The sequence below is a fragment of the Streptomyces sp. NPDC006552 genome (genome assembly GCF_040611655.1).
In the GTDB taxonomy this organism is placed as follows: domain Bacteria; phylum Actinomycetota; class Actinomycetes; order Streptomycetales; family Streptomycetaceae; genus Streptomyces.
Window position 1 is genome coordinate 1 of record NZ_JBEXOS010000094.1, and the last position, 21,960, is coordinate 21,960.

20 protein-coding genes and 2 pseudogenes are annotated in these 21,960 nt (G+C 73.1%); 14 read left to right on the forward strand and 8 right to left on the reverse strand.

From position 1 onward, the window contains the following. Nucleotides 1-93: 93 nt before the first annotated feature. The 4 genes and pseudogenes from ABZY33_RS33480 to ABZY33_RS33495 form a co-directional block, all read left to right on the forward strand. A pseudogene (locus ABZY33_RS33480) lies at nt 94-321 on the forward strand (hypothetical protein); the annotation flags it as partial. Between the two features lie 284 nt (nt 322-605). Continuing rightward, nucleotides 606-1,628, forward strand: coding sequence for a PP2C family protein-serine/threonine phosphatase (locus ABZY33_RS33485; protein WP_356495496.1), 1,023 nt, complete (start codon nt 606-608; stop codon nt 1,626-1,628). A gap of 259 nt (nt 1,629-1,887) precedes the next feature. Then, complete coding sequence (locus ABZY33_RS33490; RefSeq protein ID WP_356495478.1) at nt 1,888-3,228, forward strand: transcriptional regulator; 1,341 nt, start codon at nt 1,888-1,890, stop codon at nt 3,226-3,228. Between the two features lie 72 nt (nt 3,229-3,300). After that, entirely contained in the window at nt 3,301-3,843 is a 543-nt protein-coding gene (locus tag ABZY33_RS33495) for an NUDIX hydrolase (protein WP_356495479.1), read from the forward strand. 17 nt (nt 3,844-3,860) lie between these two features. Here ABZY33_RS33495 and ABZY33_RS33500 read toward each other — a convergent pair whose 3' ends face one another. Further along, nucleotides 3,861-4,118, reverse strand: coding sequence for a hypothetical protein (locus ABZY33_RS33500; protein ID WP_356495480.1), 258 nt, complete (start codon nt 4,116-4,118; stop codon nt 3,861-3,863). A gap of 183 nt (nt 4,119-4,301) precedes the next feature. Further along, nucleotides 4,302-5,162, reverse strand: a complete 861-nt coding sequence (locus ABZY33_RS33505) for a 3-hydroxybutyryl-CoA dehydrogenase (protein ID WP_356495481.1) — start codon at nt 5,160-5,162, stop codon at nt 4,302-4,304. A 165-nt stretch (nt 5,163-5,327) separates the two neighbouring features. On the opposite strand from ABZY33_RS33505, the gene ABZY33_RS33510 reads away from it, so the two are divergent. Next, nucleotides 5,328-6,551 carry a family 10 glycosylhydrolase gene (locus ABZY33_RS33510; protein WP_356495482.1) on the forward strand — a complete coding sequence of 408 codons (1,224 nt, stop codon included), beginning with the start codon at nt 5,328-5,330 and terminating at the stop codon, nt 6,549-6,551. Between the two features lie 144 nt (nt 6,552-6,695). Here ABZY33_RS33510 and ABZY33_RS33515 read toward each other — a convergent pair whose 3' ends face one another. Next, entirely contained in the window at nt 6,696-7,643 is a 948-nt protein-coding gene (locus tag ABZY33_RS33515; RefSeq protein ID WP_356495483.1) for a DMT family transporter, read from the reverse strand. On the opposite strand from ABZY33_RS33515, the gene ABZY33_RS33520 reads away from it, so the two are divergent. Beyond that, nucleotides 7,642-9,093 carry a PLP-dependent aminotransferase family protein gene (locus ABZY33_RS33520; RefSeq protein WP_356495484.1) on the forward strand — a complete coding sequence of 484 codons (1,452 nt, stop codon included), beginning with the start codon at nt 7,642-7,644 and terminating at the stop codon, nt 9,091-9,093. The genes ABZY33_RS33515 and ABZY33_RS33520 overlap by 2 nt on opposite strands. A gap of 62 nt (nt 9,094-9,155) precedes the next feature. Here the strand turns inward: ABZY33_RS33520 and ABZY33_RS33525 are convergent. After that, nucleotides 9,156-9,587 (reverse strand): annotated as a pseudogene (locus ABZY33_RS33525) (DUF6314 family protein); the annotation flags it as partial. A gap of 102 nt (nt 9,588-9,689) precedes the next feature. Then, complete coding sequence (locus tag ABZY33_RS33530) at nt 9,690-10,682, reverse strand: aldo/keto reductase (protein WP_356495485.1); 993 nt, start codon at nt 10,680-10,682, stop codon at nt 9,690-9,692. Nucleotides 10,683-10,833: 151 nt separating this feature from the next. Between ABZY33_RS33530 and argC the strand changes: the two genes are divergently transcribed. The 5 genes from argC (at nt 10,834) to ABZY33_RS33555 (ending at nt 15,817) form a co-directional block, all read left to right on the forward strand. Then, complete coding sequence (gene argC / locus ABZY33_RS33535; protein ID WP_356495486.1) at nt 10,834-11,862, forward strand: N-acetyl-gamma-glutamyl-phosphate reductase; 1,029 nt, start codon at nt 10,834-10,836, stop codon at nt 11,860-11,862. A gap of 88 nt (nt 11,863-11,950) precedes the next feature. After that, nucleotides 11,951-13,102 carry a bifunctional glutamate N-acetyltransferase/amino-acid acetyltransferase ArgJ gene (gene argJ / locus ABZY33_RS33540; RefSeq protein ID WP_356495487.1) on the forward strand — a complete coding sequence of 384 codons (1,152 nt, stop codon included), beginning with the start codon at nt 11,951-11,953 and terminating at the stop codon, nt 13,100-13,102. Continuing rightward, complete coding sequence (gene argB, locus ABZY33_RS33545) at nt 13,099-14,013, forward strand: acetylglutamate kinase (protein ID WP_356495488.1); 915 nt, start codon at nt 13,099-13,101, stop codon at nt 14,011-14,013. Before argJ ends, argB begins: the two co-directional genes overlap by 4 nt. Next, the gene (locus ABZY33_RS33550) at nt 14,010-15,227 is read left to right on the forward strand and encodes an acetylornithine transaminase (RefSeq protein WP_356495489.1); all 1,218 of its coding nucleotides are present in this window, start codon (nt 14,010-14,012) and stop codon (nt 15,225-15,227) included. Before argB ends, ABZY33_RS33550 begins: the two co-directional genes overlap by 4 nt. A gap of 17 nt (nt 15,228-15,244) precedes the next feature. Further along, entirely contained in the window at nt 15,245-15,817 is a 573-nt protein-coding gene (locus tag ABZY33_RS33555; protein ID WP_356495490.1) for an arginine repressor, read from the forward strand. 30 nt (nt 15,818-15,847) lie between these two features. Here the strand turns inward: ABZY33_RS33555 and ABZY33_RS33560 are convergent, their stop codons facing one another. Continuing rightward, a complete protein-coding gene (locus ABZY33_RS33560) occupies nt 15,848-16,849 on the reverse strand; it encodes a bile acid:sodium symporter family protein (RefSeq protein ID WP_356495497.1) in 1,002 nt (333 codons plus the stop codon). A 104-nt stretch (nt 16,850-16,953) separates the two neighbouring features. Further along, nucleotides 16,954-17,664: a L,D-transpeptidase family protein gene (locus ABZY33_RS33565; RefSeq protein WP_356495491.1), complete on the reverse strand. Its 711-nt coding sequence runs from the start codon at nt 17,662-17,664 to the stop codon at nt 16,954-16,956. Between the two features lie 184 nt (nt 17,665-17,848). Here ABZY33_RS33565 and argH point away from each other — a divergent pair, with 184 nt between their 5' ends. Then, entirely contained in the window at nt 17,849-19,276 is a 1,428-nt protein-coding gene (gene argH / locus ABZY33_RS33570; protein ID WP_356495492.1) for an argininosuccinate lyase, read from the forward strand. Between the two features lie 85 nt (nt 19,277-19,361). On the opposite strand, the gene ABZY33_RS33575 is transcribed toward argH, so the two are convergent. Further along, nucleotides 19,362-19,631 carry a hypothetical protein gene (locus ABZY33_RS33575; protein ID WP_356495493.1) on the reverse strand — a complete coding sequence of 90 codons (270 nt, stop codon included), beginning with the start codon at nt 19,629-19,631 and terminating at the stop codon, nt 19,362-19,364. Nucleotides 19,632-19,754: 123 nt separating this feature from the next. On the opposite strand from ABZY33_RS33575, the gene ABZY33_RS33580 reads away from it, so the two are divergent. Together ABZY33_RS33580 and ABZY33_RS33585 are read left to right on the forward strand one after the other, a co-directional pair. Continuing rightward, complete coding sequence (locus ABZY33_RS33580; RefSeq protein ID WP_356495494.1) at nt 19,755-20,306, forward strand: helix-turn-helix domain-containing protein; 552 nt, start codon at nt 19,755-19,757, stop codon at nt 20,304-20,306. After that, nucleotides 20,303-21,832, forward strand: coding sequence for an MFS transporter (locus ABZY33_RS33585; protein ID WP_356495495.1), 1,530 nt, complete (start codon nt 20,303-20,305; stop codon nt 21,830-21,832). Before ABZY33_RS33580 ends, ABZY33_RS33585 begins: the two co-directional genes overlap by 4 nt. Nucleotides 21,833-21,960: the final 128 nt, after the last annotated feature.

Genomic DNA, 21,960 nt, shown 5'->3' on the forward strand with positions numbered 1-21,960 from the left:
GGGGTGGGGGGCCGCCGTGGGCTTGAATCCCGGTGGCGGGGGCCAACCATGTCGGCCCCCCTCCCCGCGCCCCCCCCCCCCCCCCCCGCGGCCGTGGAGAGCGCGCTGCGGGCGGGCGCCGGTGAACTCCTGGAGTCCCTGCGGCTGTTCGACGTCTACGAGAACGCGGAGCAGCTCGGCGCGGAGAAGAAGTCCCTCGCCTACGCGCTGCGCTTCCGTGCCGCGGACCGCACGCTGACGGTCGAGGAGGCCAGCGCCGCCCGCGACGCCGCGGTCGCCCGGGCCGCCGAGCACACGGGCGCCGTGCTGCGCGGCGCGTAACGGCGCGGGCGGGACCCGTCGAGGGGCGCATCCGGGACACCGGGTGCGCCCCTCACTCGTTCGGGTGAGGAGTGGTCATGATCTGGTCCGGTCCGGGCCCGGGGCCGTAAGAATCGATCCGCCGTCGGGCCGGCCGGCGAGCGCGCTGAGCAGGGCCTAAGGGGGCCGTCGGCTTGCTGCGTACCAGGATCAGGACGCTCGCCCGCGCCTCTTGGCGGCCCTCCCTTCGCTCGCGGCTCGCCTGCGCCGTGCGCACCGACCCGCGGCGGGTCCGGCACGTGCTGATGCTTGCCCTGCCCACCGTGTGGGGCACGATCGCCGTCACGTACGAGCTGACCTGCCCGCTCGCCCTGGAGAACGGTCTGGGCGCGCGGATCGTGAGCAGCGCGGTCTTCTTCGTGGTGGGCAGCGGGCTGATCCTCCACGTCCGCCAGGGGCTGCTGCGCGAGCTGCGGGAGATCAGGGCCGTCGCGGGCGCCGTGCAGTCCGTGCTGCTGCGGCCGCTGCCGCCGCGGCTCGCGGGGCTCGCCCTCGCCGCGGACCGGCTCTCCGCCGACCGGGACGCGGGGATCGGCGGCGACCTGTACGACGTCGTCGCCACCGACCACGGCGTCCGCGTCGTCATGGGCGACGTCCGCGGCCACGGGCTCGGCGCGCTCGCCGCGGTCGGCGCCGTCCTCGGCAGCTTCCGTGAGGCCGCCCACGACGAGGACGAACTCGTGGGCGTGCTGCGGCGGTTGGAGCGGGCGCACGAGCGGTACCTGCGCCAGCGGGTCCGCGACGCCCATCCGTGCGTCACGGACAGCGAGCCCGAGGGACACCCCTCGGAGGAGTTCGTGACCGTACTGCTCCTGGAGATCCGGCAGGACGGCGCGGTGGACGCCCTCAACTGCGGGCACCCGTGGCCGTATCTGCTGCGGCCGGGCGCGGCGCGCTGCGCGGAGCCGATGACCGGCGGGGACCCGCTGCCCCCGCTCGGCACGGTCCCGCTCCCCGCCGAGCTCGCGCCGGTGCGCTGCGGGCAGGTCCTGCCCGGCGAGGGGCTCCTGCTGCACACCGACGGCGTCGAGGACGCGCGGGACGCCGATGGCCGGTTCTTTCCCCTCCAGGCCGAACTGGCCGCGACCGTGCGCCGCCGCACGGTTGTGCCCAAGACCGTCGTCGCCACCGTGTACCGCCGGCTCCTGGGCCACGTAGGCGGACCGCCCAGCGACGACTCCGCGCTGCTCGTCCTGCGCAACGACCGCCGGCGCGTCCCCGTCCAGCACGGGGAACCGGCCGGCTGCTCCGCCCACACCGCCTCCTGAACGCCGCACGCGCCGGGGGCCGCGCCGTCCGCCCGCCGCGGAGTTGTGGGCAGGCGAGCGGGCGGACGACGCGGGATCGGGCCGCCGTCTGTACGAGGGGGAGCCGACGGCCCGGCCGGCCTCTTGCGAGGCACTTCAGTCAAGCGGGTGCGCACAGGCCACAACAGAGTGCACAACTCCCGGAGTTGGGCATTCCGATCACACCCCGTGTGAAGGCGGTCGGACTAGGCTGGCGGTACCGAGCCAACGGAGGGCATCCATGCAGCCCAACACCCTGCTCGACGCGATCCTCGACGAGGCCGGGATCTCCCACGCGGGTCTCGCCGCCCATGTCAACCACGCGGGCCGCTCCCGCGGCCTCGCCCTGCGCTACGAGCACACCGCCGTCGCCCGCTGGCTCAAGGGGCAGCGGCCGCGCGGCCAGGTCCCGGACCTGATCTGCGAGGTGCTGACCGTCCGGCTCCAGCGCCACATCACCCTGGACGACATCGGCCTCGGCATCCCCGGCGACCGGACGGCGGCGCACGGCTCCTCGCTCTCCGGCTTCGTGGAGCGGGCCACCGCGCTGTGGCGCTCCGACGAGCAGCAGCGCCGGCACGTCCTGGACGCCCCGGCCGTCACCGGCACCCCGGCCGTGATGCCGGTCTGGGAGTGGGAGAACCCACCGGAGGACACCGACGTCTCGCGCGGCGGACGGCATCTGGTCAGCCTGGCCGACATCGAGATGATGCGCTCGGCGCGCACGCACTACGAGCAGATGTACCGCAAGGCGGGCGGCGTGGCGACGCGGACCCGGATCGTCGGCTTCCTCAACACCGAGGCGGCCCCGCTGCTGCGCGGCGGCTACACCGACGAGACCGGCCGCCAGCTGCACCGCGCCACCGGCGGCCTCGTCGCCATCGCCGGCATCTGCGCCTACGACTCCGACGCGCACGGCCTGGCCCAGCGCTACTTCCACCAGGCCCTGCGGCTGGCCAAGGCCAGTGCGGACCGGGGCCTTGGGGCGTACGTGATAGCGCTTCTGGTGAACCAGTCGCTGCACATGCGCGAGCACCGCCAGGCCGTCGCCTTCGCCGAGGCCGCGCTGCGCACCGCGGGCCGGCACATCACCCCGGCGCTCGCCTCCGACCTGTACGCGATGCAGGCGAAGGCGTACGCGCACCTCGGCGACGGCACGAGCGCCCTGGAGTGCATCCGGCGTGCCGAGTCCGCCGCCGGGCGCATCCGGCGCGGACACGAACCGGACGAGACGGGGTACGTGCAACCGGGGTTCGTCAACGTGCAGGTCGCGGAGGCCCTGCTGAGCCTCGGCGACTATACGGCCGCCCGGGAGCACGCCACCGAGGCCGTCCACACCCCGGCGCACGACCGCGGCCGGGTGCACCGGCTCGCCGTGCTGAGCCAGATCCAGCTGCGGCAGGGCAACGCCGACCAGGCGGTGGCCACCGCCGTCGAGATGGCCGAGGCCGCGCGGGGCATGGAGTCCCAGCGGCTGCGCGACCGGCTCCGGGTGGTCCGCGAGCACCTGGTGCGCAGCGGCTGCGCCGGCACGGCCGAGGCCGCCGCACTCATCGACGGGGCGCTGCGCGTACCACTGTGAGCCCGCTGCCGGGGAGCCTGACTCCGCCAGTGCTGCGATATTGCCAGCAAATCGGCGGAAGGTGGCAGGACCGTGCAGTGGACGAAAGAGAACGAACAAACTGTGTATGCAAATCGGTGGTTCACCGTCAACTTGGCGGACGTCGCCCTACCGGACGGCCGGCACCTCGATCACTTCCTCATCCGGATGCGGCCCGTGGCGGTCGCCACCGTGGTCAACGAGGCGAACGAGGTCCTGCTGCTGTGGCGGCACCGCTTCATCACCGACAGCTGGGGGTGGGAACTGGCGGCGGGAGTCGTCGAGGACGGCGAGGACATCGCGCATGCGGCCGCCCGGGAACTGGAGGAGGAGACCGGCTGGCGGCCGGGACCGCTGCGGCACCTGATGAGCGTGGAGCCGTCCAACGGCCTCACGGACGCCCGGCACCACATCTACTGGACCGACGAGGGAACCTACATCGGCCACCCCCAGGACGACTTCGAGTCGGACCGCAGGGAATGGGTCCCGCTCAAACTCGTCCCCGACATGATCACTCGCGGCGAGGTCCCGGCCGCCAACATGGCGGCCGCACTGCTGCTCCTGCACCATCTCCGGCTGGGCACGGACACGCCGTAGCGTCTCCCGCAGGTGGGTCAGCGCCCGAGCGCCTGCCAGATCCCTACGGCCAGCGCCCCTACCGCGGTCAGTGCCGCGACCGCGGGCAGGGGCCAGCGGTTGTGTTCCAGTGTGCTGATCCGCGCGTTCAGGTCGTCCTGGTCCTTGGCGGTCTGGTCGTCGCGGTGGGCGAGCAGGGCCAGCTGGCCGTCGATGCGGGTCAGACCCACCTCGAAGACGCGGCGTAACTCTGCGAGTTCTTCCGGGACCACGGGATGCTCCGGGTCGGTGGTCACTGGTCAACTCCTTTCCGTGGTGGTCACATCCCTGTTCGTGCGCATCGGAAGTCAACTCGCCTGGTGGGCGCGGCGGGAGCGTGTGCGAAAGGCATATGCGTGCCCGGAGCGCACACCCCGTGCGAACGCAGTGGGCCCGGTGCTCCAAAGAGCACCGGGCCCACTCGCGGACACGGAGTGTGATCAGGCGTAGGTGTAGAAGCCCGAGCCGGTCTTGCGGCCGAGCCGGCCCGCGTCGACCATCCGCTGGAGCAGCGGGGGAGCGGCGTACAGCGGCTCCTTGTACTCGGCGTACATCGAGTCCGCGATGGAGGCGATGGTGTCGAGGCCGATGAGGTCGGAGAGCTTGAGCGGGCCCATCGGGTGGGCGCAGCCCAGCTCCATGCCGTTGTCGATGTCCTCGCGGCTGGCGATGCCCGACTCGCACATCCGGATCGAGGAGAGCAGATACGGCACGAGCAGCGCGTTGACCACGAAGCCCGAGCGGTCCTGGGCGCGGATCGCGTGCTTGCCGAGGACCTTCTCCACCAGGGCCTGGGCGCGGCTGATGGTGCCCTCGGAGGTGGTGAGCGCCGGAATCAGCTCGACGAGCTTCTGCACCGGGGCCGGGTTGAAGAAGTGGATGCCGATGACGTGGTCGGGCCGGGACGTCGCCACGGCCAGCTTCACCAGCGGGATCGACGAGGTGTTCGAGGCGAGGATCGCGTCCCGACGGGTCACGACCTGGTCGAGGACCTGGAAGATCTCCGTCTTGACCTGCTCGTTCTCCACGACGGCCTCGATGACGAGGTCCCGGTCGGCGAACTCGCCCAGGTCGGTGGTGAAGGTGAGCCGCTCCTGCGTCTCCGCCAGCTCCTCCTCGCTGATCTTGCCGCGCCCGGCCGCCTTGCTCAGCGAATTGAGCAGCCGCGTGCGCCCGATCTCCAGGGCCTCCCCGGTGGTCTCGGCGACCATCACGTCCAGGCCGCTGCGGGCGCAGACCTCCGCGATCCCGGCGCCCATCTGGCCACAGCCCACCACGCCGACGCGTGCGATGTCAGTCAAGGCGTCCGTCACCTCGTGCCTTTCGGTCTTCGTCCGGGACACGGCAGGCGGGTCCCTCCCGGGTCTTTCGGATCTGCACGTTACCCCGTAGACATGACAGGGGTGCAGCCCGGGTTAACGCCTGTTCATCCGGGCTCACCGTGGCACAGGAATCCGGAAGGGACCATGGGACGTATCTCACGTCGGGCCGTCACGATCGGAGCCGCGCTCGCGCTGGCCGGGACCACGGCGGGGGACGCCGTCGCGCGGCCCGGCCGCCCACAGCGCCCGCGGAACGAACTGCGCGGCATGTGGCTGGCCACCGTCGCGGGCCGGGACTGGCCCTCCCGCCCCGGCCTGAGCGCCGCCGAGCAGCGGGCCGAACTCCTCGCGCACCTGGATACGGCGGTCGCGCGCCGGCTGAACACGGTCGTCTTCCAGGTGCGGCCCACCGCGGACGCGCTGTGGCCCTCCCCGTACGAACCGTGGTCGGACGTGCTCACCGGCACCCAGGGCGCGGACCCGGGCTGGGACCCGCTGGGCACCGCGGTGACGGAGGCGCACCGCCGGGGCCTGGAACTGCACGCCTGGTTCAACCCGTACCGCGTCGCCAACCACACCGACCCCGGCCGGCTGGTCCCCACGCATCCGGCGCGCGTGCACCCCGAGTGGACACTGGCCTACGGCGGGAAGCTCTACTACAACCCCGGCCTGCCCCAGGTGCGGCGCTTCGTGCGGGACGCGATGCTCGACGCCGTGCGCAAGTACGCCGTCGACGCGGTCCACTTCGACGACTACTTCTACCCCTACCCGGTCGCCGAACAGACCTTCGACGACGACGCGGCGTACGCGGCGTACGGCGCCGGCTTCCCGGACCGGGCTGCCTGGCGGCGGCAGAACATCGACCTGCTGGTGCGCGAGACGGCCCGCGGCATCCAGCGGACCAGGCCGGGGACCCGGTTCGGGATCAGCCCGTTCGGGGTCTGGCGTAACCGCGCGACCGACCCGGCGGGCTCCGCCACGACGGCGGGCGTACAGACCTACGACGACCTGCACGCGGACACCCGGAAGTGGGTGCGCGAGCGGTGGATCGACTACATCGTGCCGCAGGTGTACTGGAACATCGGTTTCCCCGCCGCCGACTACGCCGCGCTCGTGCCCTGGTGGGCCGAGACCGTCCGCGGCACCGGCGTCCGTCTCCACATCGGCGAGGCCCTCTACAAGGCGGGCGACCCGGCGCAGCCCGCGGCCTGGCAGGACCCGGCCGAACTCTCCCGGCACCTCGACCTCGCGGCCGGGTACCCCGAGGTGCGCGGCCACGTCTTCTTCTCCGCGAAGGAGGTCGGGCAGGACCGCAACGGCGCGATGGCCCGCGTCGTCGCCGACCACTACACGCCCCGGCGCGGCTGAGCGCCCCGTCCCGCCGGAGCGGAGCCGCACGACGTGCCGGGGCCGGGCGCCACGCTCGCCTCGCGCCCGTCCTCGGCGCGGAAGCCGAACGGCGGGCCGCAAGTCCGCCGCGCGGTACGGGAGCCGGGGCGCCCGGCCCGCCGGTCAGCCGCGGGCCCGCTGGGTGACCGCGACGCACACCAGCACCGCCACCGCCGTCAGCGGCGCCGCGGCCGGCAGCGACTCGCCCAGCAGCAGCACCGACCAGACGAGCGTCAGCAGGGGCTGGGCCAGCTGGAGCTGGCTCGCCTTCGGGATGCCGATCAGGCCCATGCCCTTGTACCAGACGACCAGGCCCAGGAACTGCGAGCCCGCCGCCACCCACAGCAGCCCCGCGACCGCGTGCCCGGTGAGCCGCACCGGCTCGTACGACAGCGCGACGGCGGTGCCCGCCACGGCGAGCGGCAGACACAGCACCAGCGCCCACGCGATGACCTGCCACCCCGGCATCACCCCGGCGAGCCTGCCGCCCTCGGTGTACCCGGCCGCGCAGATCAGCAGCGCCCCGAACAGGTACAGGTCGGCCCGGGTGAGGGTGCCGCCGCTCTGCTGCACGGTGAAGGCGATCACCGCAGCGGCGCCCGCGCACGCCGCGATCCAGAAGGCGCGGGAGGGGCGCGTGCCGGTGCGCAGCGAGGAGAACACGGCCGTGGTCAGCGGCAGCAGGCCCACCACGACCGCCGAGTGCGCGGTCGTCGCCGACCGCAGCGCGAGCGTCGTCAGGACCGGGAAGCCGAGGACCACCCCCGCCGCGACGACCGCGAGCCCCGCCCAGTGCGCGCGCCGCGGCACCGGGACGCGCAGCGCGAGCAGACAGGCGCCCGCGATCAACGCCGCGAGCACGCTGCGCACGCCCACCAGCGACCAGGGGCCGAACCCCTCCAGGCCCCAGGCGGTGGCGGGGAACGTGAGGGAGAAGGCGAGGACGCCCAGCGCGGCCAGCAGCGTGCCGGGACCGGCGGGACGACGGGGTGCGGCCGTGGCCGTCACCGGAGCGGACCGCTCCGCGACTGCTATCGCCTCAGGTTCAGTAGCGCTATTCTCAGTCCTCATGCAAGAGCGTAGCAGCGTGAGTGAACTGGCGAAACAGCTGCGGGGTGAGCTGAACCGCTACTCCGAGGGTGAGAAGCTGCCGTCCAGCCGGAGCCTCGTCGACCGGTTCCGGGTCAGCCCGGTGACCGTCTCCCGGGCGCTCGCGTTCCTCGCCGGCGAGGGGCTCGTCGTGACCCGGCCCGGCGCGGGCGTCTTCAAGGCCGCGCCGCGCGCCGCCGCCCCGGCGGGCGACACGTCCTGGCAGGAGGTCGCGCTCAGCGCCGACTCCGCCACCGACGCGGGACCGCGCGCGGTGGACGCCTCCGGCGTCCTGGTGACGCTGGCCGCGTCCCCGCCGGGCGTCATCGAGTTCAACGGCGGCTATCTGCACCAGGCGCTCCAGCCCGTCGGCGCGATGGCCGCCGCCCTCGCCCGCGCGGGCCGGCGCCCCGGCGCCTGGGACCGGCCACCCGTCGACGGACTGCCCGACCTGCGCGACTGGTTCGCCCGGGGCGTCGGCGGGGCGGTCACCGGGGCCGAGGTGCTGATCACGTCCGGCGGTCAGTCGGCGCTCACCACGGCGCTGCGGGCGCTCGCCCCGCCCGGCGCCCCGGTCCTCGTCGAATCGCCCACCTACCCCGGCATGCTGGCCATCGCGCGCTCCGCGGGGCTGCGCCCGGTACCGGTGCCCGTGGACCGGGACGGCGTCCGCCCGGAACTGCTCGAACGGGCGTTCCGCGCGACCGGCGCGCGGCTCTTCGTCTGCCAGCCGCTGTTCCAGAACCCGACCGGCGCCGTCCTCACGCCCGAGCGGCGCCCGGAGGTGCTGCGTATCGCCCGCGAGGCCGGGGCGTTCGTCGTCGAGGACGACTTCGTCCGCCGCCTCGTGCACGACGACGCGGGCCCGCTGCCCCGGCCGCTGGCGAGCGAGGACCCGGACGGCGTCGTCGTCCACGTCGGCTCCCTGACCAAGGCGACCTCGCCGAGCCTGCGCATCGGCTGCCTCGCCGCCCGCGGCCCGGTCCTGGAGCGGCTGCGCGCCATCCAGGTCGTGGACCAGTTCTTCGTGCCGCGCCCCTTGCAGGAGGCCACGCTCGAACTCGTCGGGTCCCCGGCCTGGCCGCGCCATCTGCGGGCGGTGTCGGGGGAGTTGCGCCGGCGCCGGGACATGCTCGCCGTCGCGCTCGCCACCCACCTGCCCGAGCTGTCCGTGCCGTACGTCCCGGTCGGCGGCTACCACCTGTGGGCCCGGCTGCCCGACGGCACGGACGAGCGCGCGCTGACCGCCGCCGCCCTGCGGGCCGGCGTCGCGGTCGCCCCCGGACGCCCCTACTTCGCGGCCGAACCGCCCGCCCCCCACCTCCGGCTGAGCTTCGTGGCGGTCGCCGGGACCGCGGAGATCACCGAGGGGGTACGCCGGCTCGCGGCCGCCCGCGACGAGGTGCTGCCTCCGTCGGCGGACAGGCCCTGACCGCGGCGGTACTCCGTCGTGAGGACCAGGTCCTTCGCCGGGCCCCGCACGCGCCACACCGTCCGCCAGTGACCGGCGCCGTACACCGTGAACGTGCCGCGGTAGAGATCAGCCGAGCAGGGGTGGTCCGCGACGTGGTGCCCGGCGCGCAGGTCGAGGCCGTGGAAGAAGCGGCCGTCCGCGAAGCGGACCACGGCCGTGCCCGGCGTCTCGTCCGGCAGATAACGCAGGGTCCGCTCGGCGGGACGGGCCACCCCGCGCCAGGTGAAGGTCCCCGACTCGACGTGGAGCAGACCCCCGCCGTCCATCGCCGAGAAGTCCGTCGCGCCGGCGAAGGTGCCGGTCACGTCCGCGGCCAGGTCCCGCACGGTCCGCTCCACCCGCCACCGCCCGGCGAGGAACGCCAGCACATCGGCAACCGGCCAGGGTTCACCCGTCACACCCACCACTCCCGTACACCTCCGCGCGAACCGTCGACGCGCGTACCACCGCATCCCATCTTGCCGTTCGCAGTTCAGGACGCCGCACAAAATATCGGACGCCGGACGCCCGGCTCTGGGCGGGCCGCGCGGGCCGCCGCCCCCGCCGAGGGGTGCTCAGCCGTTCACGAACCGCATGCTGCCGTCGTCGTAGCGGGCACCCGCCACCGCGCCCGCGGGCGCCGCCGCGTCGATCGCCGCGAGGTCGTCGGCGGTCAGCTCCAAGGTGGCCGCTGCCACGTTCTCCGTCAGGTACTTCTGGCGCCGCGTGCCCGGGATCGGCACCACGTCGTCCCCCTGGTGCTGCACCCACGCCAGCGCCAGCTGGCCCGCGGTGACGCCCTTGCGCTCCGCGATCTCCTCCAGGCGGGCGACGATGGCGAGGTTGCGCTCCAGGTTCCCCTCGGCGAACCGCGGCTGGCCGCGCCGCATGTCGCCCTCCTGCAAGCCCTCCGTGGAGGTGTAACGGCCGGTGAGAAAGCCCCGGCCCAGCGGCGAGAACGGCACCAGTCCGATGCCCAGCTCCCGGCAGACCGGCAGCACCTCCGCCTCCAGGTCCCGGGTCCAGAGCGAGTACTCGCTCTGCAACGCCGCGATCGGATGCACCGCGGACGCCCGGCGCAGGGTCTCCGGGCCGGCCTCCGACAGGCCGAGATGGCGGACCTTGCCCTCCGCCACCAGGTCGGCCAGCGCGCCCACCGTCTCCTCGATCGGCACCTCGCGGTCCACCCGGTGCACGTAGTACAGGTCGATGTGGTCGACGCCGAGGCGGCGCAGCGACGCCTCGCACGCCTGGCGCACGTAGGCCGCGTCGCCGCGGATGCGGGTCTGCGCGCCGAGCTCGTTCGTGAAGCCGAACTTGGTGGCCAGCACGGCCTGCTCGCGCCGCCCGGGCGCCGCGAGGGCCCGGCCGATCAACTCCTCGTTGTGCCCCTTGCCGTAGAAATCGGAGGTGTCGAGCAGGGTGACGCCCAGATCGAGCGCCCGGTGCAGCGTGCCGATCGACTCCTGGTCGTCGGAGGGCCCGTACGCGTCGCTCATGCCCATACAGCCGAGCCCCTGCGCGGAGACCGTGAGCGCGCCGAGGCGCCGGGTGGGAAGGTCCGTCATGAGTGCTGCCTCCAGAGAGAGTGCCGGTGCGCAACGCATGCGCGACGCTATGACTTCGAGCGCACTCCAGGTCAAGCCGGACTCCACTCCCGATCGATTGCATAAACGTGCATCGCGACGTATAGTCATGCCATCGAGGAGGAGGGTTTCCATGGCGGTACGCGCTGCGATAGCGGGAGCGAGTGGGTACGCGGGCGGCGAAATGCTGCGCCTGCTGCTCGCCCACCCCGAGGTGGAGATCGGCGCCCTGACGGGCCACGCGAACGCGGGACAGCGGCTCGGCGCGCTCCAGCCGCACCTGCGCCCGCTCGCGGACCGCGTCCTCCAGGAGACCACCCCCGAGGTGCTCGCCGGGCACGACGTCGTCTTCCTGGCCCTGCCGCACGGGCAGTCCGCCGCCGTCGCCGAGCAGCTGGGGCCGGACGTCCTCGTCGTCGACATGGGCGCCGACTTCCGGCTGAAGGACGCGGGGGACTGGGAGGCGTTCTACGGCAGCCCGCACGCCGGGACCTGGCCGTACGGCCTGCCCGAGCTGCCGGGCGGCCGCACCGCCCTGGAGGGGACCAAGCGCATCGCCGTCCCCGGCTGCTACCCCACCGCCGTCTCCCTGGCCCTCTTCCCCGCGTACGGGGCGGGGCTCGTGGAGAGCGAGGCCGTCGTCGTCGCCGCGTCCGGCACCTCCGGCGCGGGCAAGGCGGCCAAGCCGCACCTCCTCGGCAGCGAGGTGATGGGCAGCATGTCGCCGTACGGCGTCGGCGGCGGGCACCGGCACACCCCGGAGATGATCCAGAACCTGAGCGCGGCCGCCGGCGAGCGGGTCTCCGTCTCCTTCACGCCGACGCTCGCCCCCATGCCGCGCGGCATCCTCGCCACGTGCAGTGCCAAGGCCAAGGGCGGCGTCACCGCCGAGACGGTCCGGGCCGCGTACGAGAAGGCGTTCGCCGACGAGCCGTTCGTCGAGCTGCTGCCCGAGGGCCAGTGGCCCGCCACGGCCGCCGTGTACGGGTCGAACGCGGCGCAGATCCAGGTCGCGTACGACGAGGCGGCCGGCCGCGTCATCGTCATCAGCGCCATCGACAACCTGACCAAGGGCACCGCCGGCGGCGCCCTGCAGTCCATGAACATCGCCCTGGGGCTCGACGAGACCACCGGGCTGACCACGGTCGGCGTCGCTCCGTGAGCGGCGCCCGCGCGGCCACCGGGCCGCGGAGGACCACGAAGGCCGCGCCGCCGCGCCGCGCGGGCGCGGAAGCGAACGAGGAGACACAGTGAGTGTGACGGCAGCCAAGGGATTCCAGGCCGCGGGGATCGCCGCCGGGATCAAGGAGAGCGGCAACCCGGACCTGGCCCTCGTGGTCAACCGCGGCCCCCGCCTGGCCGCCGCGGGCGTCTTCACCTCCAACCGCGTCAAGGCCGCCCCGGTCCTCTGGTCCGAGCAGGTCCTCAAGGGCGGCCTCGTCTCGGCCGTCGTCCTCAACTCCGGCGGCGCCAACGCCTGTACCGGACCGCAGGGCTTCCAGGACACGCACGCCACCGCCGAGAAGGCCGCCGACGTCCTCGACCTGAACGCGGGAGAAATCGCCGTCGCCTCCACCGGCCTCATCGGTGAACTGCTCCCCATGGACAAGCTGCTCGCCGGGGTGGAGACCGCGGCCGGCCGGCTCTCCGAGCACGGCGGCGAGAAGGCCGCCATCGCCATCAAGACCACCGACACCGTGCACAAGACCGCCGTGCGCGAGGGGGCCGGCTGGACCGTCGGCGGCATGGCCAAGGGCGCGGGCATGCTCGCCCCCGGCCTCGCCACCATGCTCGTCGTCCTCACCACCGACGCCGACGTCGGCAGCGACGTCCTGGACCGGGCGCTGCGCGACGCCACCCGCACCACCTTCGACCGGGTCGACTCCGACGGCTGCATGTCGACGAACGACACGGTCCTGCTGCTCGCCTCCGGCGCCTCGCGCGTCGCCCCGGACCACACCGAGTTCGCCGAAGCGGTCCGCGCCGTCTGCGACGACCTCGGCCGCCAGCTGATCGGCGACGCCGAGGGCGCCAGCAAGGACATCAAGGTCGAGGTGGTCAACGCGGCGAGCGAGGACGACGCCGTCGAGGTCGGCCGCTCCATCGCCCGCAACAACCTCCTCAAGTGCGCCATCCACGGCGAGGACCCCAACTGGGGCCGGGTCCTCTCCGCCATCGGCACCACCCGGGCCGCCTTCGAGCCCGACCGGCTGAACGTCGCGATCAACGGCGTCTGGGTCTGCAAGAACGGCGGCGTCGGCGAGGACCGCTCCAAGGTCGACATGCGCTTCCGCGAGGTCACCGTCACCGCCGACCTCGCCGCGGGCACCGAGACGGCGACCATCTGGACCAACGACCTGACGGCCGACTACGTCCACGAGAACAGCGCGTACTCGTCATGAACCAGCCCACCGCGCGCAAGCACACCGCGCTGCCCAAGGCCCGCACCCTCATCGAGGCGCTGCCCTGGCTCACCCGGCACCACGGCAAGACCGTCGTCATCAAGTTCGGCGGGAACGCGATGGTGGACGAGGAGCTGAAGGCCGCCTTCGCCCAGGACGTCGTCTTCCTGCACCACGCCGGACTCAAGCCCGTCGTCGTGCACGGCGGCGGCCCGCAGATCAGCAAGGCGCTCGACCGGCACGGCATCGTCAGCGAGTTCAAGGCGGGCCTGCGCGTCACCACCGAGGACGCCATGGACGTCGTCCGGATGGTCCTCGCCGGCCAGGTCCAGCGCGAGCTCGTCGGTCTGCTCAACCAGCACGGCCCGCTCGCCGTCGGCCTCACCGGCGAGGACGCGCACACCATCACCGCCACCAAGCACCAGCCCCGCATCGAGGGCGAGCTGGTCGACATCGGCCGGGTCGGCGAGATCACCGAGATCGACACCGGCGCCATCGAGGCCCTGCTCGCCGACGGCCGCATCCCGGTCGTCTCCTCGATCGCCCGCTCCCAGGACGATCACCATGTCTACAACGTCAATGCTGATACGGCGGCTGCGGCACTCGCTGCTGCGCTGGACGCCGAGACGCTGATGGTCCTCACCGACGTCGAAGGCCTCTACGAGGACTGGCCGCACTCCGACGAGGTCATCAGCCGGCTCACCGCCACCGAACTCGAGAAGCTGCTCCCGGACCTGGCGAGCGGCATGGTCCCGAAGATGGAGGGCTGCCTGTACGCCGTACGCAACGGCGTGCACACCGCCCGCGTCATCGACGGCCGCGTCCAGCACTCGATCCTGCTGGAGATCTTCACCGACGAAGGCATCGGCACGATGGTCGTGCCCGACGCAGAGGGGGACGGCACCGCATGAGCGAGCACGCCACGCACGCCACGAACACCGAGCTGACGTCGCGCTGGCAGGGCGCCCTGATGAACAACTACGGCACCCCGCGCCTGCCCCTGACCAAGGGCGCCGGCACCCGGCTGTGGGACGCCGACGGCACGGAGTACCTGGACTTCGTCGGCGGCATCGCGGTCAACGCGCTGGGCCACGCCCACCCGGCCGTCGTCGAGGCGGTCAGCACCCAGATCGCCGCCCTCGGCCACGTCTCGAACCTCTTCATCGCCGAGCCGCCCGTCGCGCTCGCCGAGCGGCTGCTCCAGCTCTTCGGCCGGGACGGCGCCGTCTACTTCTGCAACTCGGGCGCCGAGGCCAACGAGGGCGCCTTCAAGATCGGCCGGCTCACCGGCCGGCGCCACATGGTCGCCACCACCGGCGGCTTCCACGGCCGCACCATGGGCGCCCTCGCCCTCACCGGCCAGCCCGGCAAGCAGGACGGCTTCACCCCCCTGCCCGGCGACGTCACGCACGTCCCGTACGGGGACGTGGCCGCGCTGCGGGCCGCGGTCACCGACGAGACCGCCTTCGTCATCATCGAGCCGATCCAGGGCGAGAACGGCGTGGTCATGCCGGGCGACGGCTACCTGAAGGCGGCCCGGGAGATCACCCGCGCCACCGGCACCCTGCTCGTCCTGGACGAGGTGCAGACCGGCGTCGGCCGTACCGGCCACTGGTTCGCCTACCAGGCGGAGGAGGGCATCGAGCCGGACGTCGTCACGCTCGCCAAGGGCCTCGGCGGCGGCCTGCCGCTCGGGGCGACCATCGCCTTCGGCGCGGCGGCGGAGTTGCTGAAGCCCGGACAGCACGGCACCACCTTCGGCGGCAACCCGGTCGCCTGCGCGGCGGGACTCGCCGTCCTCGACACCATCGAGGCCGAGGGGCTGCTGGCCAACACCAAGCGGACGAGCGCACGGCTCATCGCCGGAATCGAAGCGCTCGGCCACCCCCTGGTCGGCCATGTCCGGGGCGCGGGCCTCCTGCTGGGTATCGTGCTCACCGGGCCGCGCGCACCCCAGGTGCAGCAGGCGGCCCAGGACGCGGGCCTCCTGGTGAACGCGCCCGCACCCGACGTCGTCCGGCTCATGCCCCCGCTGAACCTGACCGAGACGGAGGCGGACACGTTCCTCGCGGCGCTGCCCGCCATCCTGGACGAGGCCGCGGCCGACGGGGAAGCAGGAGCCTGAGGAATGGGACGACGACGATGACCAGCAAAGCCGAGCAGGCCGAGAACGACGCGCGGGCCGCGGTGAACGCCGCGCTCGCGCCGGGCCCCGCCGTGCCCCAGACGCGTACCGCGCGGCACCGCCGGATCGTGGACATCCTCAACCGGCAGCCGGTGCGCTCACAGAGCCAGTTGGCGAAGCTGCTCGCCGACGACGGCCTGCACGTCACCCAGGCGACGCTCTCCCGCGACCTGGACGAGCTGGGCGCGGTCAAGATCCGCAACACCGGCGGCGAGCTGATCTACGCCGTGCCCAGCGAGGGCGGTTACCGCACCCCGCAGGCGCCGCTCGGCGAGTCCGCCAAGGAGGAGCGCATGCGCCGCCTCGCGGGCGAGCTGCTCATCTCGGCGGAGGCCTCGGCCAACCTGGTGGTGCTCCGTACCCCGCCGGGCGCCGCCCAGTTCCTCGCCTCCGCCATCGACCAGGCCGAACTGCACGTCATCCTCGGCACGATCGCCGGTGACGACACCCTCATGCTGATCAGCCGCGACCCGGCCGGCGGCCAGGCCCTGGCGGACCACATGCTGCGGCTGGCACAGAACGAGCACTAGGGGCTGACCGCCCCAGGGCGGGGGAAGGACTCAGGCCTCGGCGGACTCCTTCTCGGCGGCGCGGGACCGGTAGGACATCCAGGCGGCGACCAGGGCGCCCGACACGTTGTGCCACACGGAGAAGACCGCGGCGGGCAGCGCGGCCAGCGGGCTGAAGTGGGCCGTGGCCAGAGACGCGGCGAGCCCCGAGTTCTGCATGCCGACCTCGAACGCCATCGCGCGTGACGCCGGCGGCCCCAGCCGCGCCACCTTGCCGGCGCCGTACCCGAGGACGAGCCCCAGGCCGTTGTGGAGCACCACGGCCAGCAACACCAGCGCCGCCGCCGACTTGATGGTCTCGGCGCTGCCCGCCACCACGACCGCCACGATCACCGCGATGGTCAGCGCCGACAGCCACGGCAGCGCGCCGAGCAGCCGGTCCACGTAGCGGCCCAGCACCAGCCGCACCACGAGCCCGCCGATGACCGGCAGCAGCACCGTCTTGAGGATGTCCGTCATCATCGAACCGGCGTCCACCGGCAGGTACTCACCCGCGAGGAGCAGCGTCAGCGGCGGGGTGACCAGCGGGGCGAGCACGGTGGAGACGGTGGCGACCGAGACCGACAGGGCGACGTCGCCCCGCGCGAGATAGGTCACCACATTGGAGGCCGTGCCGCTCGGCGCGCAGCCGACGAGGATGACCCCGGCCGCCAGCTGTGGCGAGAGGCCGAGCGCGTGGGCGATGAGCCAGCCGAGCCCCGGCATGATCACGTAGTGCGCGACCAGCCCGAGCCCCACCGCCCACGGACGCTGGGCGACCCCCTTGAAATCGCCGAGGGTCATGGTCAGGCCCATGCAGAACATCACGACGCCCAGCAGATAGGGCACGTTGGTGCCCCAGCCGGCGAAGGTGCCCGGGGTGGCGAGCCCCAGGCCGCCCGCGGCGAGGACCAGGACGGGGAAGACGGTGACCGCGAGCCGGGCCGCCCGGTCGGCGGACCCGCCCGGACCGGACTTCTCAGGAGGACCGGTCTGCTCGCCAGGGCCGGGAATCGTCTGTTCGGTTTCGCTCTGCACCGGGCGATGCAACGCCGTCGCCGTACCCGTCCGCAACCGCGTCTCGATATGTGGTCGCTACACGCGTATCGGCGCGCGGCTCAGTACCGGGTCAGCGCCGTCGCCCCGCCCGACGTCCCGATCGCCAGGTGCGGGGCCCGGCCGGGCCGCACCCACGTGAGGATGCGCCGCAGCTCCGCCCTGGGCACGGAGACGCAGCCGGCCGTCGCTCCGCGGCCGTTCACATGCAGGAAGATCCCGGCGCCGCGGCCGTGCACCGGCCGGTCGTAGTTGAAGCCGACGACCAGCGCGTGCGCGTACTGCACCGGATAGTCGGCGAGGTGCTCGGACTCGGTGGCGCGGCAGTCGCGCGGACGCGGCTCGGTCCAGCGGTTGTAGGAGCGCGCGTCATTGTCCTGGCACCACCAGGAGGCGCGGTGCACCCGGCGGTACGGCAGGGCGGTGCCGCCGGGTGCGGCCGCGTTGCCGAAGGCGAACGGCAGGGCGTACAGACCGGCCGGCGTCGTGTTCGTGCCCTGCCTGCGCCGGGCCCCCTCGACCAGCCCCTTCGCGCCGAACCGCGCGACCGCCGAACCGGCCTTCGTCCAGCTGCCGTCGCCGTGCCGGTCCCACCAGGTGACCGTGCCGCGCGTCGAGGAGGCCCGCGGCGCCTCGGCCGTGATCAGCTGACTGCCGCCGCCGGTGTCCGCCATCCGGGCGGGCAGTGGGGCGAGGGCCGCCGGGGCGGGAGGCGCGGCGCCGAGCGCGGCGCAGACGGCGGCGGTGGCGATACCTGCTCGCAGAGGGCGCATGGATCGGAACCTAGCGGCCGGCGCCGGTCCGGGCAGCTCCGGTGGCCCGACGGGGGAGTGCCGCGCCCGGCTGCCGGCATTGACGATTCATGCGGAACTCTGCATAATCATGCAGAGCGATACTGTGGTCCCCACGCGGTCAGTGCGGGGAGCCGCACTCCATCCGGCATGAGGAGCAGAGCACGTGAGCAGCAATCCCGGCGATGTCCGCCTCTGGGGCGGCCGGTTCGCCGACGGCCCCGCCGAGGCCCTGGCGAAACTCTCCGCCTCCGTCCACTTCGACTGGCGCCTCGCCCCGTACGACATCGCGGGCTCCCGCGCCCACGCGCGCGTGCTGCACAAGGCGGAACTGCTCACCCAGGACGAGCTGACCCGCATGATCGAGGGTCTGGACCGCCTGGAGGCCGACGTCGCGGACGGCTCCTTCGTCGGGACCGTCGCCGACGAGGACGTGCACACCGCCCTGGAGCGGGGTCTGCTGGAGCGGCTCGGCCCCGACCTCGGCGGCAAGCTGCGCGCGGGCCGCTCGCGCAACGACCAGGTGGCGACGCTCTTCCGGATGTACCTGCGCGACCACGCCCGGACCATCGGCGGCCTGATCGCGGACCTCCAGGAGGCCCTCGTCGGTCTCGCCGAGGCCCACCCCGACGTCGCCATGCCGGGCCGCACCCACCTCCAGCACGCGCAGCCGGTGCTCTTCGCGCACCACGTCCTGGCCCACGTCCAGTCCCTCTCCCGGGACGCGGAGCGGCTGCGGCAGTGGGACGAGCGGACGGCCGTCTCCCCGTACGGCTCGGGCGCGCTCGCGGGCTCCTCGCTCGGCCTCGACCCGGAGGCCGTCGCGGCGGACCTCGGCTTCGAGCACGGCTCGGTGGCCAACTCCATCGACGGCACGGCCTCCCGCGACTTCGTCGCCGAGTTCGCCTTCGTCACGGCGATGATCGGGGTCAACCTCTCCCGGATCGCCGAGGAGGTCATCATCTGGAACACGAAGGAGTTCTCCTTCGTCACCCTGCACGACGCCTTCTCCACCGGCTCCTCGATCATGCCGCAGAAGAAGAACCCGGACATCGCCGAGCTGGCGCGCGGCAAGTCGGGCCGCCTCATCGGGAACCTCACCGGCCTGATGGCGACTCTCAAGGCGTTGCCGCTCGCGTACAACCGCGACCTCCAGGAGGACAAGGAGCCGGTCTTCGACTCCTGCGACCAACTGGAGGTCCTGCTCCCCGCGTTCACCGGCATGATGGCCACGCTCACGGTCAACCGGGAGCGCATGGAGGAGCTGGCCCCAGCCGGTTTCTCGCTCGCCACGGACATCGCCGAGTGGCTGGTGAAGCAGGGTGTGCCGTTCCGCGTCGCGCACGAGGTGGCCGGCGAGTGCGTGAAGGTCGCCGAGTCCGAGGACAAGGAGCTGGACGCGCTCACGGACGAGCAGTTCGCGAAGATCTCCGAGCACCTGACCCCCGAGGTCCGCTCGGTCCTGAACGTGCCGGGTGCGCTGGCCTCCCGTTCCGGCCGGGGCGGCACCGCGCCGAGCGCGGTCGCGGTCCAGCTCGCCGAGGTCAAGCAGGACCTGACGGTCCAGCGCGCCTGGGCCGACGCCAAGAAGTAGCCCGCCAGCTCCGGAAGAAGGGCCGGGTTCGTCCGTACGAGGACGGACCGGGCCCTTCGGCGTACGCGGGGCCCGGGCGGCCGGTTCAGCGCCGGGAGTGAGCCCCGCTCCCGTAACTCGACGCGTCGAGCAGCAGCCCGATCAGCACCACCAGCCAGCCGATGCCGCGCACCCCGACGACCGGCGCGTACGCGAAGACATAGGCCAGGGTCGTCCACGGCAGGAGGAGCAGCCCGAGGAACGGCAGCAGCCTGCCGGTGAAGGCGCGGTCCACGACGTTCGTGAACAGCCAGGCGAGGACGAGCGCGACCCGCGGCCCGATCGCCGCCATCGCCGCCGCAATGCAGCACCCCATGCCCGTACCTCCCACGACCTGACCGTGGACCAGTCGTAACACCGGGTAGCCGACCCGGCCACCGGGGGAGCGGGCGGGGATATTGATGAGACATTGATGTCTCACATGGTCTACTCTTGTCTCATGACGGTCGATCGCGAACAGGTGCTGCGCAGCGCCGCCGCCCTGCTCACCCGCAAGTCCACGGCCACGATGGACGAGGTCGCACGGGCCGCGGGCATCAGCCGTGCCACCCTGCACCGCCAGTTCGCCGGCCGGGACGCCCTCGTGCGCGCCCTGGAGGAACTGGGGATCCGCGAGTGTGAGGCGGCGCTCGACCGGGCCCGGCTCGGCGAGGGCCGGGCCGAGGAGGCGCTGCGCCGGCTCATCGCCGAGACGGAACAGGCGGCCCCGCTGCTCGCCCTCCTCGTCACCGAGAACCAGCTCTTCGAGGGCGAGGGGCAGCACGCGGGCTGGGCCCGGCTCGACGCCCGCATCGCGGCGCTCTTCCGGCGCGGCCAGGAGACGGGCGAGTTCCGGATCGACCTGACACCCGCCTGGCTGACCGAGGCGCTCTACGGACTCATCGGCAGCGGCGCCTGGGCCGTGCAGGACGGCCGCGTGGCGGCCAAGGACTTCTCATACATGATCGCCGAGTTGCTGCTCGGCGGCGCACGACGGAGCGTGGAACCATGATCAGCACCAAGCGGCACACCCCGGTGACGGAGGAGGTGTCGCGCCCCGGACGGTGGCTCGCCCTCTGCGTCCTCGTGCTCGCGGTACTGCTGGTCGCCGTGGACGCGACGGTGCTCGGCCTCGCGACCCCGTACATCAGCGAGGACCTCGAACCCTCCGGCACCCAGCTGCTGTGGATCGGCGACGTCTACTCCTTCGTCATCGCCGGGCTCCTCGTCTCCATGGGCAGCCTCGGCGACCGCATCGGCCGCAAGAAGCTGCTGCTGCTCGGCGCGGTCGCGTTCGGCGCCGTCTCCGTCCTCAACGCGTACGCCACCTCACCCGAACTGATGATCCTGGCGCGCGCCCTGCTGGGCGTGGCGGGCGCGACGCTCATGCCCTCCACGCTGGCTCTGATCCGCAACATCTTCCACGACCCGCGCGAGCGTTCCCTCGCCGTCGGCATCTGGGGCGCCATGGCCTCGGCCGGCGCGGCGGTCGGCCCGGTGGTCGGCGGCTTCCTGCTCGAACACTTCTGGTGGGGCTCGGTCTTCCTCATCAACCTGCCCGTCATGGCGGTCCTGGTCGTGGTCGGGATCAAGCTCATTCCAGAGTCGAAGAACCCGGTCCCGGGCCCCTGGGACCTCGTCAGCGTCGTGCTCTCCCTCGTCGGCATGATCGGCGTCGTCTACGCGGTGAAGGAGGCGGCGGCGCACGGCTTCCGCTGGGACGTGGCGGTGTCGGCCGTCCTCGGCGTAGCGGCGCTCACCTGGTTCGTCCGCCGCCAGCTCACCCTGGCCTCGCCCCTGCTGGACATGCGGCTCTTCCGTAACCGCGGCTTCTCCGGGGCGGTCCTGGCCGACCTCCTGACCATCCTCGGCCTGTCCGGGCTCGTCTTCTTCCTCTCCCAGTTCCTCCAACTGGTCCAGGGGCGACAGCCGTTCGAGGCCGGTCTCGCCGAACTGCCCGCCGCCGTCGGCGCGGTGGCCGCGGGGCTGATCGCGGGCACGGTGGCGCGCCGCTTCTCGGTGCGCTCCGTCGTCGCGGGCGGCCTCGCGGCCGTCGGGCTGGCCCTGGCCGCGCTCGTCACGCTGAGCCAGGACACGGGATACCCGCTGCTCGGCGCGGTGCTCCTGGTCGTCGGCGTCGGCGCCGGCTTCTCGTTCACGGTCACCGCCGACGTGATCCTCTCCAGCGTGCCCAAGGAGCAGGCGGGCGCCGCGTCCGCGGTCTCCGAGACGGCGTACGAACTCGGCGCGGCCCTCGGCATCGCCCTGCTCGGCTCGATCGTCACGGGCGTCTACGCGGGCTTCACCGCGCCCCCGGGGACCCCGGCGGACGTGGCGGCGTCGGCGCACGAGTCGCTGGGCGGCGCGGTCGAGGCGGCCTCCTCGCTCCCGGCCGCGCAGGGACAGACCCTGCTGACCTCGGCGCAGACCGCTTTCGTGGACGGCCTCCAGGTGGCGGCGGGCATCGGCGCGGCGGTCCTGCTGGCCACGGCGGTGGCGGCCTGGTTCCTGCTCCGGGGCCAGCACCTGGAGAAGTAGCGCCACCGGCACACATGACGGGGCCCCGGCCCCCGGAGCTGTCCGGGGGCCGCCCTCCTGCGACTCCGTGATTCGCGGACCGTCCCAGAATTGACTTCGGTCGAAGAAATTTCGACAATGCGGGCGTG